At 73.1% G+C, this 15,104-nt stretch carries 10 protein-coding genes; 6 read left to right on the top strand and 4 right to left on the bottom strand.

The annotated features are described in order from the left end of the window. Positions 1 to 75 precede the first annotated feature (75 nt). A complete protein-coding gene (locus B0675_RS25455; protein ID WP_081221458.1) occupies positions 76 to 1,248 on the top strand; it encodes an epoxide hydrolase in 1,173 nt (390 codons plus the stop codon). A 138-nt stretch (positions 1,249 to 1,386) separates the two neighbouring features. Here B0675_RS25455 and B0675_RS25450 read toward each other — a convergent pair whose 3' ends face one another. From B0675_RS25450 to B0675_RS25440, 3 genes are all read right to left on the bottom strand, one after another. Further along, entirely contained in the window at positions 1,387 to 2,199 is an 813-nt protein-coding gene (locus B0675_RS25450; RefSeq protein WP_081221457.1) for a rod shape-determining protein, read from the bottom strand. Next, on the bottom strand, positions 2,196 to 2,570 hold the full coding sequence (locus B0675_RS25445; RefSeq protein ID WP_081221456.1) for a TraR/DksA C4-type zinc finger protein: 375 nt from the start codon (positions 2,568 to 2,570) through the stop codon (positions 2,196 to 2,198). The genes B0675_RS25450 and B0675_RS25445 overlap by 4 nt, the downstream gene beginning before the upstream one ends. 97 nt (positions 2,571 to 2,667) lie before the next feature. Continuing rightward, positions 2,668 to 2,997: a TraR/DksA C4-type zinc finger protein gene (locus B0675_RS25440; RefSeq protein WP_081221455.1), complete on the bottom strand. Its 330-nt coding sequence runs from the start codon at positions 2,995 to 2,997 to the stop codon at positions 2,668 to 2,670. A 370-nt stretch (positions 2,998 to 3,367) separates the two neighbouring features. Here B0675_RS25440 and B0675_RS25435 point away from each other — a divergent pair, with 370 nt between their 5' ends. From B0675_RS25435 to B0675_RS25415, 5 genes are all read left to right on the top strand, one after another. Beyond that, positions 3,368 to 4,318, top strand: coding sequence for a HAMP domain-containing sensor histidine kinase (locus B0675_RS25435; protein ID WP_081221454.1), 951 nt, complete (start codon positions 3,368 to 3,370; stop codon positions 4,316 to 4,318). Then, on the top strand, positions 4,315 to 4,980 hold the full coding sequence (locus B0675_RS25430) for a response regulator transcription factor (protein ID WP_081221453.1): 666 nt from the start codon (positions 4,315 to 4,317) through the stop codon (positions 4,978 to 4,980). The genes B0675_RS25435 and B0675_RS25430 overlap by 4 nt, the downstream gene beginning before the upstream one ends. A gap of 224 nt (positions 4,981 to 5,204) precedes the next feature. Continuing rightward, positions 5,205 to 7,523: a protein translocase subunit SecD gene (gene secD / locus B0675_RS25425; protein WP_107482731.1), complete on the top strand. Its 2,319-nt coding sequence runs from the start codon at positions 5,205 to 5,207 to the stop codon at positions 7,521 to 7,523. Positions 7,524 to 7,633: 110 nt separating this feature from the next. Next, positions 7,634 to 8,860: a cytochrome P450 gene (locus B0675_RS25420; protein ID WP_081221450.1), complete on the top strand. Its 1,227-nt coding sequence runs from the start codon at positions 7,634 to 7,636 to the stop codon at positions 8,858 to 8,860. Between the two features lie 263 nt (positions 8,861 to 9,123). Beyond that, complete coding sequence (locus B0675_RS25415; protein WP_081221447.1) at positions 9,124 to 12,516, top strand: AAA family ATPase; 3,393 nt, start codon at positions 9,124 to 9,126, stop codon at positions 12,514 to 12,516. 200 nt (positions 12,517 to 12,716) lie between these two features. Here B0675_RS25415 and B0675_RS25410 read toward each other — a convergent pair whose 3' ends face one another. Further along, on the bottom strand, positions 12,717 to 15,104 hold the full coding sequence (locus tag B0675_RS25410; RefSeq protein ID WP_081221445.1) for an excinuclease ABC subunit UvrA: 2,388 nt from the start codon (positions 15,102 to 15,104) through the stop codon (positions 12,717 to 12,719).

Genomic DNA, 15,104 nt, shown 5'->3' with positions numbered 1-15,104 from the left:
CCCGACAGCGCGACGCGAGGTCGTCCGAACGGCAGGTCGGCGGTCCGCACCGGCGCGCTCCGTAGGATGCGGCTCATGCCTGATGTCGCGCCCCGTCCCGAGCCGTTCACTCCGCGGACGGCCCCCGCCGCCCTGGACGACCTCCGCGCACGCCTGCGCGGAACGCGGTGGCCGGACGCGCCGGAGGACGCCGGCTGGGCGCTCGGCACCGATCTCGACTACCTCCGCGAGCTCGTCGCGTACTGGGCTGACGGCTTCGACTGGCCCGCCCAGGAGGCGGCCCTCGCCCGGCTCCCCCACTTCCGGGTCCCGCTGGGCGGTCTCGGGATCCACTTCGTGCACGCGCGGGCCGTCGCGCCGCGCGGTCCGGTGCTGCCGCTGGTGCTCAGCCACGGCTGGCCTGACTCGTTCTGGCGGTACACGAAGGTGATCCCGCTCCTCACCGATCCCGGTGCCCACGGTGCGGACCCGGCCGACGCGTTCGACGTGATCGTGCCTGACATGCCGGGCTACGGATACTCCGACCGCCCCACCGGCGCCCCGCTCGACTCGATCGCCGTGGCCGGTCTGTGGGCGGAGTTGATGTCCGTGCTGGACTATGAGCGCTTCGGCGCGGCCGGTGGTGACATCGGCAGCCATGTGAGCCGGTACCTGGCGCTCGACCATCCCGACCGGGTCGTGGCCGTCCACCGCATGGACGGGGGCCTGCCCGTGTTCGGCGGTGACCCCGCCGACCTCACGCCCGAGGAGCGTGCGTGGATGGAGGGCGCGGCGGCGTGGGGAGGGTCCGAGGGTGCGTACGCCGCCATGCACCGCACGAAGCCGCAGACGGCGGCCGTCGGGCTCACCGACTCGCCGGCCGGGCTCGCCGCCTGGATCGTCGAGAAGCTGCGGGCGTGGAGCGACTGCGACGGTGACGTCGAACGGTGCTTCACGAAGGACGAGATCCTGACGAACGTCACGCTCTACTGGCTGACGGAGACGATCGGTTCGTCGATGCGCATGTACCGCGCGAACGGCGCGATCCCGCCCGCCCAGCTCGCCCGGCGCGTCGAGGTGCCGTCCGGCTTCTCGATCTTCCCCGGCGACCTGGTCCGCGCGCCCCGTGCCTGGCTGGAACGCACGACGAACCTGGCCCGCGCCACGGAACCGTCGCGCGGCGGCCACTTCGCCCCCTTCGAGCAGCCGGAACTGTACGCGGAGGAACTCAGGGAGTTCTTCCGCCCGTACCGCCACGCACGGGCTTGAACGGGCCGGAAGCGGCCTGCCGTCGACGCACGTTCGCGGACGGTCGGGGCGGCTGAACGGGCATGTCCCCTTCCTCCCGGCCGGGCGCCGCGGCGGCGGTCCTCCCAGGCCCTCCGCGTCGCGTCCCGTGCGAGGGGCTCACCCGTGCCCGCGCGGCGGAGGTGTGCCCAGGGCCGCGGAGGGACGGGTGTGTGCGGCGTTCAGGAGGTGGGAGGCGCCGCGGACGGCCGCGGTGTGGGGAGCGGGGGCCGGTTCGACGGGGGCGTGCAGCTGCCGGGTGAGGCGGTGGGTGATGTCGGGGCGCAGGGCGCCTCCGCCGGAGAGGAGGACGCCTCGCCGCAGGGCGTCGAGGGTCAGGGTGGTGCGGTCCTGCTCCAGCATGGTGGTGACCATCGCGACGACGGCGTCGGTGATGCGTGCGGGTGGCTCCGCCGGGTCGAGGTCGCCGAGCCCCAGGTCGGTGTGGTGGGCGTCGATGACGGTGTCCTCCGCGAGGAGTACGACCTCGGTGATGTGGGCGCCGATGTCCACGACGAGCAGCGCGGTGGTCACGTCGGCGCCGGCCGCCGCCGCCACGGCTCGCGCGGACGGCACGGTGAGCACGGTGGACGGCCGCAGGGATTCCACCGCGATACGGGCTTCGGTGCGGAAGGCGACGCCCCCGAGGGCGGGCGTGGTCAGGATGAGCAGTGGCCGGCCGATGCGCGGCAGCCGGTGGGTGAGCAGTCGGTCGAGCATGCGGGCGATGCCGGGGGTGTCGACGATGGCGCCCCGCCGGACCGGGTGCACGGGGCCGTCGCCCGGGAAGGTGACCGTGGGGACGTCGAGGATCATGCCCCGGCCGGACGTCCACGCGCGGGTGCGGGCGCTGCCGAGGTCGAGGGCGATGCCGTGGCACGTACGGCACCGGGGCCAGGCCCGGTGCCGTACGGGACGAGGGGCCGTGGTCATCGACCGGCCTCCCTGACCTGCTGACAGCGACCGCAGTAGCGGGCCTGCGGCACGACGGCCAGCCGCTCGCGGCCGATGGCGGCGTGGCACAGGTGGCAGGCGCCGTAGCGGCCCTCGTCCATGCGGGCGAGCGCCGCCTCGACGTCGGCGAGGACCATGCGCGCCGACGCGGCGAGCTGGACGCGGACCTCGATCTGCGAGGCGGACCGCCGGGCCGGCGGTCCCTCGGTGCGGCTCGGGACGGCCGACCCGATCTGGTCGAGCTGCTCGCGCCGGAACAGGCGCTGTTCGTGCAGGTTCTCGCGCAGCGCGGCGAGATCCCGCGCGGACAGGCGGGTGTCGCGGTCGTCGACGGTCTGACGGGTCACCACTTCATCCCCTCGGGCAGGGTGGAAACGGGATACGGCGAGGGCGGGGGCGGGGAGGCCGGCGCGGGACGGAACGGGGTTCCGCCCACGGGCCGGGCTCTCAGCCGGTGCCGTGCAGGCACGGGACGCAGAACCGTGTGTAGGGAAGGATCTCCAGGCGTTCCACGGGTACGGGCCGGGCGCACGCCACGCAGACGCCGTAACTGCCGTCCCGGATACGGCTGGAGGCGTCCTCGATCTCGGTGAGGACCCGCTCGGCCACGTCCCGCTGCGCCGCCATCACCTGCTCCTCCGCGTCCTGCCCTGCCTCGTCCATGGCGCGCAACTGGGCGAGCCGCGCGTTGCGTTCGTGTTCGAGACGCTGACGCGCCTCGTGCGTCGTCAGGGTCCGGGGACGTCGAGTCGCGTTCCGGGGCGTGTCGAGGGACATGGCGGTTTCTCCCTGGGGGTTGCGGGGCTGGGGGGCCGGTGGCCTGCGGACGATGCGTACGCGGGGATCGCGTCCCCGGAGGGCAGGTCCGTGGCCGCCGGTTTCGTGTTCTGTCCTCACCTTGACGTTCCGCCCCGGTGATTCCCATCGGGCGCAGTACCCATTTGCGGTCGTCCGAGGGGATCGGTGGAGGGGGCGTGGAAGGGGCGGGCCGGGCCGGAAATGGGCATTGGACCCCATCGACGGCCGCGGGCGCTCCGGGGCAGGCTGGGCGCCGGGCCGGTCGCCGAGTCGACCGCGATTCCCGGTCCGGGTGCGCGGTGACGGACAGTGGAGACAGAACCGTGCTCGTGAGAAAGGCGTCATTCCGTTGTCCCTGTTCTGGCGGCTCTTCGCGCTGAACGCGCTGGTGCTGGGAAGTGCCACCGCGCTGCTGCTGTGGGCCCCGGTCACGGTGTCCGTTCCGGTCGTGCTGACCGAGGCGGTCGTCCTCGTGGCCGGGCTGGCCGTGATGCTGGTCGCCAACGCGGCCCTGCTGCGGATCGGACTGGCTCCGGTGGCGCGGCTCAGGAAGCTGATGACGACCGTCGACCTCCTGCGCCCGGGGCAGCGGCTGCCGGAACGGGGCCGCGGTGAGATCTCCGAGCTGATCCGTACGTTCAACGCCATGCTGGACCGCCTCGAACAGGAGCGTGCCGCCAGCAGTTCCCGTGTGCTCCTCGCCCAGGAGGCGGAGCGGCGACGTATCGCCCAGGAACTGCACGACGAGGTCGGCCAGACCATGACCGCGATCCTGCTGTCCCTGAAGCGCTCCTCGGACCAGGCGGACGAACCCCTGCGCGGTGAGCTGCGGCAGGCGCAGGAGATCACCCGGGAGAGCCTGGACGAGGTGCGCCGCCTGGTACGACGGCTCCGGCCGGACGTCCTGGAGGATCTGGGCCTGGTCAGCGCCCTGACCTCGCTCACCGGCGAGTTCGCCACCCACACCGGGTTGCGGGTGGCGCGCGCCTTCGCCTCCGGCCTGCCCGACCTGGACCAGCAGACGGAGCTGGTGCTGTACCGCGTGGCTCAGGAGGCGCTGACGAACGCCGCCCGGCACGCCGAGGCCGCGCGGGTCGAGGTGAGCCTCCGGCACACGGACGGCACGGTCGTGCTGGCCGTCACGGACGACGGCCACGGGGGTGTCCTCGCCGGCGAGGGTGCCGGAATCCGTGGGATGCGTGAGCGCGCGCTGCTGATCGGGGCCACGCTCGACATCACCTCGGCGGCCTCCGGAACGCAGGTCCGGCTGTCCGTGCCCGACGCGAGGAAGCAGTCATGACCACGCCCGACGAATCCGTGATCCGGATCCTCCTCGCCGACGACCACGCGCTGGTGCGGCGCGGCGTGCGGCTCATCCTCGACCAGGAGCCGGATCTGACGGTGGTCGCCGAGGCGGGGGACGGGGCCGAGGCGATCGCGCTGGCCCGCGCCAACGACGTCGACCTGGTCGTCCTGGACATCGCCATGCCCCGGATGACCGGTCTCCAGGCCGCCCGGGAACTCGTCGCGCTGAAGCCGGGACTACGCGTGCTGATGCTGACCATGCACGACAACGAGCAGTACTTCTTCCAGGCCTTGAAGGCCGGTGCCAGTGGCTATGTGCTGAAGTCCGTGGCCGACCGCGATCTCGTGGACGCCTGCCGTGCGGCCCTGCGCGACGAGCCCTTCCTCTACCCGGGCGCGGTCACCGCCCTGGTCCGCACCTACCTGGACCGCCTCCGTGACGGCGAGGAACCCCCGGACCAGGTCCTGACGCCCCGCGAGGAGGAGGTCCTCAAGCTCGTGGCCGAGGGCCACTCCTCCAAGGAGATCGCCGAGATGCTCTTCATCAGCATCAAGACCGTCCACCGGCATCGGGCGAACATGCTGCACAAGCTCGGCCTGCGCGACCGACTGGAGCTCACCCGCTACGCGATCCGCTCGGGTCTCATCGAGCCCTGATCCCCCGGGCGACCGCGCCGAACCAACACCCGCCGACCGCCTCAGGGCTCCGGCCGCCCACTCCCCCGTCGGAGCCCTGAGGCCTTCCTCGGCCGAAGCGCCATGCCCCCGGACGCGCCCGGACGTCGGCCGAGGCGCACTCCCTGCCGATCCGTCCGCCGCCCGAGGCCGCCGCGCACCCCGCGTCCGACCACCCACCCCGAGCCACCCACCGGAGGCCTGCCGTGCCCGGCGCCCCGCGCATCCGCGCGCTGATCTCTCTCGCCGTCGTCGCCCTCTCCCTCGCCGTGGCGCTGACCGTGCCCCTCCAGCTCGGTCTGGACCTGCGGGGCGGAACCCAGATCGTGCTGGAGACCCGGCCGCCCTCCCCGGCCGACGCGGCGGCGGACACGGGCGCCGGGTCGGACGGCGGAAGCGTCGACCGGGCCGGCGCCATGGACCGCACCGTGGAGGTGCTGCGCGGGCGTGTCGACGCGCTCGGGGTCTCCGAAGCCACCGTCGTCCGCTCCGGCGGCGACCGGATCGTCGTCGAACTGCCCGGCGTGCAGGACCCCCGGCACGCGGCCGACCTGCTCGGCCGCACGGCTCAGCTAACCGTCCACCCCGTTCTCGGCATCGCCGCCGGCCCGGACGACACGCCCCTGCCCCTCCCCAAGCGGCCTCACCAGCAGGTTCTGCCGGACGAGTCCGGCACGCTGCTGCGCCTGCGGGCTCCGGCCCTGACCGGTGCGGACATCACCTCGGCGGACGCCCTCTTCGACGGAGAGACCGGAGCCGGGTGGCACGTCGCGGTCGGTTTCAGGGGGGCCGGTCGTGACGGATGGGCCCGGCTGACCGGCGAGGCGGCCTGTCACCCGGCGGGAGATCCCGCGCGCCGCGTGGCCATCGTGCTGGACGGCAAGGTCATCTCCTCCCCTCAGGTCGACCCTTCGGTCTCGTGCGGCTCCGGGATCGGCGGCGGGGCGACGCGCATCAACGGCTCGTTCGACGGCGCCGAGGCCCGCGAGCTGGCGCTGCTCATCGCGGGGGGCGCCCTTCCGGTGCCGGTGGAGACCGTCGAGCAGCGGGTCGTCGGGCCGTCCCTCGGGGCCGAGGCGATCCGGGCGGGCGCGTGGGCCGCGGTCGTCGGAACGGCGCTGACCGCGCTGTTCCTCTGCGTCGCCTACCGGCTCATGGGCGTGCTGGCGACGATCGTCCTCGCCTGCTACGGCCTGATCTCCTACGCGGCGCTGGCCGCCGTCGGCGCCACACTCACCCTGCCGGGGCTCGCCGGGTTCGTCCTGGCCATCGGGATGGCGGTCGACGCCAACGTGCTGGTCTTCGAGCGCGCCCGCGAGGAGCACGCCGGCCGGGCCCGTGCCACGCCCCGCTCCTCGCTGAACGCCGGTTTCCGCGGCGCCTTCAGTGCCATTGCGGACTCCAACGTCACCACCCTCATCGCCGCTGTCCTGCTCTTCTTCCTCGCTTCGGGTCCCGTGCGCGGCTTCGGGGTCACCTTGGGCATCGGCGTTCTGGCGTCGATGGTCAGCGCCCTGGTCGTCACGCGCGCGCTCGCCGAACACACGGTGGGTCGCCCCTGGGCCCGCCGGCGTCCACGGCTCACCGGTATCGCCCACACGGGCCACGTCCGCGACGGACTGCGGCGCTGGAATCCCCGGCCGATGCGTACGCCGCGCCGCTGGCTGGCCGGATCCGCGGTCGCCCTCGTGCTGGCCGCCTCCGGGATGGCCGCGCGAGGCCTGGACCTCGGTGTGGAGTTCACCGGTGGCCGACTCGTCGAGTACGCCACGACGACTCCCGTCGCCCCCGACCGGCTGCGCGTCGCGCTCGCCGAGGCCGGCTTTCCGCACGCTGTCGTCCAGGGCGCCGGGAACGACCGGGTCATCGTCAGGACGGGCCCGCTGACGAACGCGCAGGCAGCCTCCGTCAGCGCGGTGGTGAAGGATCTGGCGCCGCGGGCCGAGACGGTGCGCGACGAGTCGATCGGCCCGAGCCTCGGACGGGAGCTTCGACGCGGAGCGCTGATCGCTCTCGCTGTCGCCCTCGCCGCCCAACTCGTCTACCTCGCCGCCCGTTTCCGCTGGCTGCTGGGCACCTCGGCGGTCGCCGCGCTCGCCCACGACGTCGTGATCCTCCTCGGTGTCTTCGCCTGGTGGGGCAGGCCGGTCGACGGCGTGTTCCTCGCCGCGCTGCTGACCGTCATCGGCTACTCCGTGAACGACTCGGTGGTCGTCTTCGACCGCATCAGGGAGCTGCGCCGCCTCGACAGCACGGTGCCCTTCTCCCGCACGGCCGACCGGGCGCTGCTGCAAACGCTGCCGCGTACGGTCAACACCGGTGTGGGCGCGGCCTTCGTCCTGACGGCGCTGGCGGTGTTCGGCGGCGGCTCGCTCACCGACTTCGCCCTGGCTCTTCTCATCGGCCTGGCGGTGGGCACGTACTCCTCGATGTTCGTCGCCACTCCGCTGGCCGTCGAACTCGACGGCCGGCTCCTCGCGGAGGGCGACGCGCCCCCGTCGACCGGGCCGTCGGCCGAGCGATGAAGTGCGCAGCACCCTCCTCAACACCCCGGATTCGAGGACACGTTGACTGTTCGACTCGTCGGGTGATCAGTACGCCCGGAGTGACCCCGGCGTCCAGTTCGAGGAGTTTCATGTCCACGGCACGACAGGCCCCCGACATCCTTTCACCCGAGTTCGCCGCCGACCCGTATCCGGCCTACCGGGTGATGCGGGAGGAGGAGCCGCTGATCTGGCACGAGGCGATGCAGAGTTACATCGTCTCGCGGTACGCGGATGTCGAGCGGGTCTTCAAGGACAAGAAGGCCGAGTTCACGACCGACAACTACAACTGGCAGCTGGAGCCGGTGCACGGCCGGACGATCCTTCAGCTGAGCGGGCGGGAACACTCCGTGCGGCGGGCGCTGGTGGCGCCGGCGTTCCGGGGCAGCGATCTGCAGGAGAAGTTCCTGCCGGTCATCGAGCGCAACTCGCGCGAACTCATCGACGCCTTCCGGCACTCCGGTTCCGCGGACCTCGTCAGCGACTACGCCACGCGGCTCCCGGTCAACGTGATCGCCGACATGCTGGGCCTGGACAAGGCCGACCACACCCGCTTCCACGGCTGGTACACGGCCGTGATCGCGTTCCTCGGCAACCTCGCGGCCGATCCGGAGGTGACGGCGGCCGGCGAGCGCACCCGGGTGGAGTTCGCCGAGTACATGATCCCGGTGATCCGCGAGCGGCGGGAGAGCCCGGGTGAGGATCTGCTGTCCGTGCTGTGTGCCGCCGAGGTGGACGGCGTGCGGATGAGCGACGAGGACATCAAGGCGTTCTGCAGTCTGCTGCTGGCGGCCGGGGGCGAGACCACCGACAAGGCGATCGCGAGCGTCTTCGCCAACCTCCTGCGGAATCCTGACCAGTTGGCGGCCGTCCGGGAGGACCGCACCCTGATCGCGGCGGCTTTCGCCGAGACGCTGCGGTACACCCCTCCGGTCCACATGATCATGCGGCAGTCCGCCACGGAGGTGGAGGTCTCCGGTGGTGTCATCCCGGCGGGTGCCACCGTGACGTGCCTGATCGGCTCCGCGAACCGTGACGGGGACCGCTATCGCGAGCCCGACCGCTTCGACATCTTCCGCGACGACCTGAGCACGACCTCCGCGTTCACCGCCGCCGCGGACCATCTCGCCTTCGCCCTCGGGCGGCACTTCTGCGTGGGGGCGCTCCTCGCCAAGGCGGAGGTCGAGACCGGTGTGAACCAGCTCCTCGACGCTCTGCCCGGCCTCCGCCTCGCCGACGGCTTCGACCCCGCCGAGCAGGGTGTCTTCACCCGCGGCCCGCGGTCGCTGCCGGTGGTCTTCGACGCGGTGGCCGGGTAGCACGGGCGGCGGGGCTCCGTGCCGGCCGGAGCCCTGCCACGCCGCATCCACGCCGTGCCGGTGGTGACCGGCCGCGACGCCCCGCTCCGGTTCGCCCGGGCGGGGCGGGTGCGCGGCAGCGGACCCCGTCCCGGTGGACGCGGGACACGGGGCCGGCGGACGTCGACCGCGGCCACGCCGGGCGCGCTCCGCACGATCCGCCCCGGGCCGTCACCGGGGTGCCTGCGCACCTCCCCTGCCAGGCCGTCTAGAGTGACGCGCTCATGGGTGAGCACTACACGAACCAGCCACCAGGTCACCCCGCCGAGGGGTCGGCCGGCACTCCCCCACTGCTGCGCCTGCACCTTTTCGGCGGTTTTCACGTCACACGTGACGGTGGGCCCGCGCTCGCGGAGCGCTGGCCGCGGCCCAGCGCGCAGGCCCTGGTGAAGCTCCTCGCCGTCGCGCCCGGGCACAGCCTGCACCGCGAGCAGGCGACGGAGGTGTGCTGGCCCGACGCCGATCCCCAGCAGGCCCTGGGGAGCCTGCGGGTGGCCCTGCACGCCGCCCGCCGCGCCCTCGAACCGGAACTCGCCCCCCGCAGGGCCTCCTCCTACCTCGTCTCCGACGGTGCTCTCCTGCGTCTGGACGCGGGGACCGTGTGGATCGACACCGACCACGCCGAGCGGCTGGCCGAGGACGCGCTGCGCACGCCGACCGCCCCCGGACTGGCCGCCGCGCTGGACGCGTTCACCGGCGAGCTCCTGCCCGAGGACCGCTACGCGGACTGGGCCCGGGCGCTGCGTGAACGGCTCGCCGGGCTCCGCGACCGGCTGCGCCTCACGCTCGCCGAGGCGCTCCTCGACGACGGTGCGCCCGAGGAGGCCGCGGCCACGGCGCGGCAGGTCCTCGACGAGCATCCCGCCGAGGAACGTGCCCACCAGCTCCTGATGCGGGCCAGTCTGCGGCAGGGACTGCGCCGTCAGGCGATACGCCAGTTCCACGCCTGTCGGCAGGCGCTGGACGGCGAACTCGGCATCCGCCCGGGCCCCGTGACCGAGCGGCTGCACCTCCAGGCGCTCGACACGGACAGCCCCGCCGGGCCGGCCACCGCGGCCGGGCAGGCCTTCCTGCCGCCCGCCGTCCTGCGGGGCGCCGTGCCCGCGCCGCTGCGCGGACGCGGCCGGGCGCTCGACGACCTGTTGCGGGCGGGCGGTCCGCCCGTGCGGCTGATCGGCGGGGAGGCGGGGCTCGGCAAGACGCGGCTCGCTCTCGAAGCGGCCCGGCAGGCCTTCGCCTCCGGGACGGCCGTGCTGTGGGGTGCGGGTCATGACGCGGAGGGCCACACCCCGTTCGGCGCGTTCGCCGAGGCGCTCGACGGATGGCTGGCGGAACGGCCGCCCGCCGAACGGGCACGGACCGGTACCGAGCATCCCGAACTGGCGTCGCTGCTCCCCTCGCTGGGGCAGGTCGGCGCGGCCGCCGAGCGCAGCCCGGAGGAGGAGCGGGAGCGGCTGTTCCGTTCGACGGCAGCGATGCTCCACGATCTCGCCACGACCGCACCGGTACTCGTCGTCCTCGACGACCTGCACGCCGCCGACGTGGGGTCCTGGCAGCTCCTGAGCCATCTGGCCCGGCGTGCGGCGGCCGCGCACGCCGACTGGCGCTTCCTCGTGACCTACCGTTCCGAGGAACTCGCGGAGTTCGACCCCCGGCTCACCGTCCTGGACACCCTCGTACGGCAGCAGCTGGCCGAACGTGTCGGCCTGGAGCGGCTCACTCGCGCCGACTGCCTCGCCCTCGCCGCCGACACTCTGGGCCTGCCGCCCGGACACGAGCCGCCCGAGCGGGTGTGGGAACTGTCCCTGGGCAACCCGTTGTTCGCCCTGGAACTCGCCTCTGCTCCCGACGACGCGGGCAGTCAAACACCGGACGGCGTGCGGCAGTTGGTCGCCGAGCGGCTGGCGCGGCTGGGTCCTGCGGCGCGCCGGGTGGTGGAGGCCGTCGCGGCGGCGGGCGGCGACGCGGCGCTCTCGGACGTCCTCGACGTCGCGGGCGGCGGTCTGCATCCGCCGCTGTCGCCCGCGGAGGCCACGGCGGGAGCGGACGCGGCCATCGCGGCGTCCGTGCTCACCGAACGCGACGTGGTCACCGACGGTCAGGGCGCGCCCGGGCTCGCCTTCCGGCACCCGCTGATCCGGCTCACCTGCTACGAACGCCTGTCGGCCGCCCGGCGCCGGCTGCTGCACTCCGCGTACGCCGAGACCGTACTGCGGCGCAGGCCCGAGGCGGTGGACACGCTCGCCGTCCATCTGACGCTGGCCGACGACCCGCGTGCGACCGGGTTCCTGCGCCGGGCGGCGGAGCGCGCCGCCGCGCTGTGCGCCAACGACGCGGCCGACCACTACTACGTGCAGCTGACGGAGCGCCTCGACTCCGCGGCGGCCGAGGCTGCCTGGATCAGGATCGACCGGGCCGCGGTGCTGCGCCGCATGGCCCGCTACGACGACGCGGCCCTGATCCTGCGGGAGGCCCTGGAGGACATGCGGCGGCGCGGGGACGGCGACGGCCGGGTGCTGGCGGCGGCGCGGCTGGCCGAGGTGCTCGCCAAGTCGCGTTCGGCCACGGAGGGGTTCGCCTTCCTCGACGCGTCACCGCCCGCTCCGGGTACGGCCGCCGACGCGGCGGCGGCCCATCATCTGGGCCGGTCCGTGCTGTGTTTCGTGACGGGGCACTATCCGGACGCCGTCGAGGCGGCGCGCTCCGCGCACGAGGCAGCCCAGCGGGTGACGGGACCGGAACGGCGGGGTCTGCTGGCCAGGGCGCTCACCGCGCAGGCCACGGCGCTCGCGCTGGCGGGCCGGTTCAGTGACGCGCGTCCGGTGGCCGACGAGGCGCTGCCGCACGCGGAGGCGTACGGCGATCCTCAGGTACTGGCGTCGGTCCTCTCCGTCCTGCGGGAGCACGCCCGGCGCTCGGGCAGGCTGCGGGAGGCCACCCGGACCGGCCGCCGCGCGCTCGAACTCGCCGAGCGCTCGGGCGATCCGACCGCGGCGGCCTTCGAGCGTGCGAACCTCGCCGAACTGCATCTTCTGCTCGAAGAGCCGGGGACGGCGGCCGCACTGGCCGAGGCCGCGGTGGACGACGACCGTCGGCAGGGGGCCGTCACCTGGTCGACGGCGTACGCGCTGGCCGCCCTCGCCCGTGTCCGGATGCGGCCGGGCGCCGGCCCTGACGCCGGCACCGCGCCGTCCGCGGAGGAGTTGCTCGCCCGTGCCGCGGACGCGGCGGACGGGCAGGGTGATCAGCAGGCCCTGCACGAGGTGCGGCTGGCACGGGCCGAACTGCTGCTGCGCCGACGTCGCCCCGCAGCAGCCCTGGAGCTGCTGACCGAGCCCGACGCGGCGACGACGGGGGCCGCGCCCCTGACCGCGTGGGCACGGCTGGGCACGGGGGACGGCCTTGGAGCCGCCGAGCTGGCGGCCCGTGAGACGGCCCGGGCGTGCGAGGCGGGCGAGCGGCTGGCCGAAGCGGACGCCCGTATCGCCCATGCGGCCGCGCTCGCCGCCCTGGGCCGCGTCACCGAGGCCCACCAGGCCTTCGACACGGCGGAGTCGCTGTCGGCGGCGCTCCCCTATCCCGCCGGACGAGAACTGGTGAACCACAAGCGCCCGTGAACTCCTCAAAGGCCCACTTCTCAGGCCGCTGTCCAGGTGCTTGAATGCTCAGAAATCTCGGCACCCGCCCGATTTCTTCATCTGCTTGCTGTCCCGGGACCCCGGACGGCGAGGGCCTCCTCTTCGTGCTCCGCAAAGTCACGGAGGAGACCTGCCCGGGCCCGGCAGTGAGCTGCCGGACCCGGGCGCGCCCTTGCCGTTCAGCCGCCGACGTAGGCCGCGAGGTGTTCCCCGGTGAGGGTGGAGCGGGCGGCGACGAGGTCGGCCGGGGTGCCTTCGAAGACGAGCCGGCCGCCGTCGTGACCGGCACCGGGGCCGAGGTCGATGATCCAGTCGGCGTGCGCCATCACGGCCTGGTGGTGTTCGACGACGATGACGGACTTGCCGGAGTCGACGAGCCGGTCGAGGAGCGCGAGCAACTGCTCGACGTCGGCGAGGTGCAGACCCGTGGTCGGCTCGTCGAGCACGTACACACCGCCCTTGTCGGCCATGTGCGTGGCCAGCTTCAGGCGCTGGCGTTCGCCGCCGGAGAGCGTGGTGAGCGGCTGGCCGAGCGTGAGGTAGCCGAGGCCGACGTCGGAGAGCCGGGAGAGGACGCGCTGTGCCGCGGGGGTGGCCGCCTCGCCCGCGGCGAAGAACTCCCCGGCCTCGTCCACGGACATGGCGAGCACCTCGCTGATGTCGCGGCCGCCGAGGTGGTACTCGAGCACCGACGGCTGGTACCGCTTGCCCTCGCAGTCCTCGCAGGGGCTGGCCACACCGGCCATCATCGCCAGGTCGGTGTAGATGACGCCCGCGCCGTTGCACGTCGGGCAGGCGCCCTCGGAGTTGGCGCTGAACAGGGCCGGTTTCACGCCGTTGGCCTTGGCGAACGCCTTGCGGATCGGGTCGAGCAGCCCGGTGTACGTGGCCGGGTTGCTCCGCCGTGAACCGCGGATCGGGCTCTGGTCGACGGACACGACGCCCTCGCCCGCCGGGATCGAGCCGTGGACGAGCGAGCTCTTGCCGGAACCCGCGACGCCCGTGACGACGACGAGGACGCCGAGCGGGACGTCCACGTCGACGTCACGCAGGTTGTTCGCCGAGGCGCCGCGGATCTCCAGTGTGCCGGTCGCCTCCCGCGGGGTCTCCTTGACGGACGACCGGTCGTCGAAGTGGCGGCCGGTGACCGTGCCCCCGGTCCGCAGTCCCTCGACGGTGCCCTCGAAACAGACGGAGCCGCCCGCCGTACCGGCGCCGGGCCCGAGGTCGACGACATGGTCGGCGATCGCGATGGTCTCGGGCTTGTGCTCGACGACGAGCACCGTGTTGCCCTTGTCGCGCAGGCGCAGCAGCAGTTCGTTCATGCGCTGGATGTCGTGCGGGTGCAGACCCGCGGTGGGCTCGTCGAAGACGTAGGTGACGTCGGTGAGGGACGAGCCGAGGTGGCGGATCATCTTGACGCGCTGCGCCTCGCCGCCGGAGAGCGTGCCCGCCGGCCGGTCGAGGGCGAGGTAGCCGAGGCCGATCTCCACGAACGAGTCGAGTGTCTGCTGGAGTGCGGTGAGCAGCGGCGCCACCGACGGCTCCTCGAGAGCGCGGACCCAGTCGGCGAGGTCGCTGATCTGCATCGCGCACGCGTCGGCGATGCTGATCCGCTTGATCTTCGACGCACGGGCGCCCTCGCTGAGCCGGGTTCCGTCGCACTCCGGGCACGTCGTGAAGGCGACCGCGCGGTCGACGAAGGCCCGGATGTGCGGCTGCATCGCCTCCTTGTCCTTGGAGAGCATCGACTTCTGCACGCGGGGGATCAGCCCCTCGTACGTCATGTTGATGCCGGCGATCTTCATCCTTGTCGGTTCGTGGTGGAGGAAGTCCTGGAGTTCCTTCTTGGTGTACTTGCTGATCGGCTTGTCCGGGTCGACGAAGCCCGACTCCTTGTAGAGGCGCATGTTCCAGCCGTCCGAGCCGTACCCGGGAATGGTGATCGCGCCCTCGTTGAGGGACTTGGAGTCGTCGTAGAGCTGGGTGAGGTCGAGGTCGGAGACGGTGCCGCGGCCCTCGCAGCGCGGGCACATGCCGCCGGTGCGGTTGAAGGTGGCCTTGACGGTCTTCTTGGCGCCGCGCTCGACGGTGATGGCGCCGCTCGCGCGCACCGAGGGGACGTTGAAGGCGTACGCGCTCGGCGGGCCGATGTGCGGCTTGCCGAGCCTGCTGAAGAGGATGCGCAGCATCGCGTTGGCGTCGGTGGCGGTGCCGACGGTGGAGCGGGGGTCGGAGCCCATCCGCTGCTGGTCGACGATGATCGCGGTGGTGAGGCCTTCGAGGACGTCGACCTCGGGCCGGGCGAGCGTCGGCATGAAGCCCTGCACGAAGGAGCTGTAGGTCTCGTTGATGAGGCGCTGCGACTCCGCGGCGATGGTGTTGAACACCAGTGAGCTCTTGCCCGAGCCGGACACGCCGGTGAAGACGGTCAGCCGGCGCTTCGGGATCTCGATGCTGACATCTTTGAGATTGTTCTCCCGCGCGCCCAGCACGCGGATCAGATCGTGACTGTCGGCACCGTGCGGCGCAGACGGCTGCGGGTCCGTCCTCGTGGCCTTGCTCAT

Origin of the sequence: Streptomyces sp. M41(2017) (assembly GCF_002078175.1) — a bacterium.
Classification (GTDB): domain Bacteria; phylum Actinomycetota; class Actinomycetes; order Streptomycetales; family Streptomycetaceae; genus Streptomyces.
The sequence above is the reverse complement of the archived record's forward strand: the minus strand, read 5'-3'. Positions and strand labels throughout refer to the sequence as shown.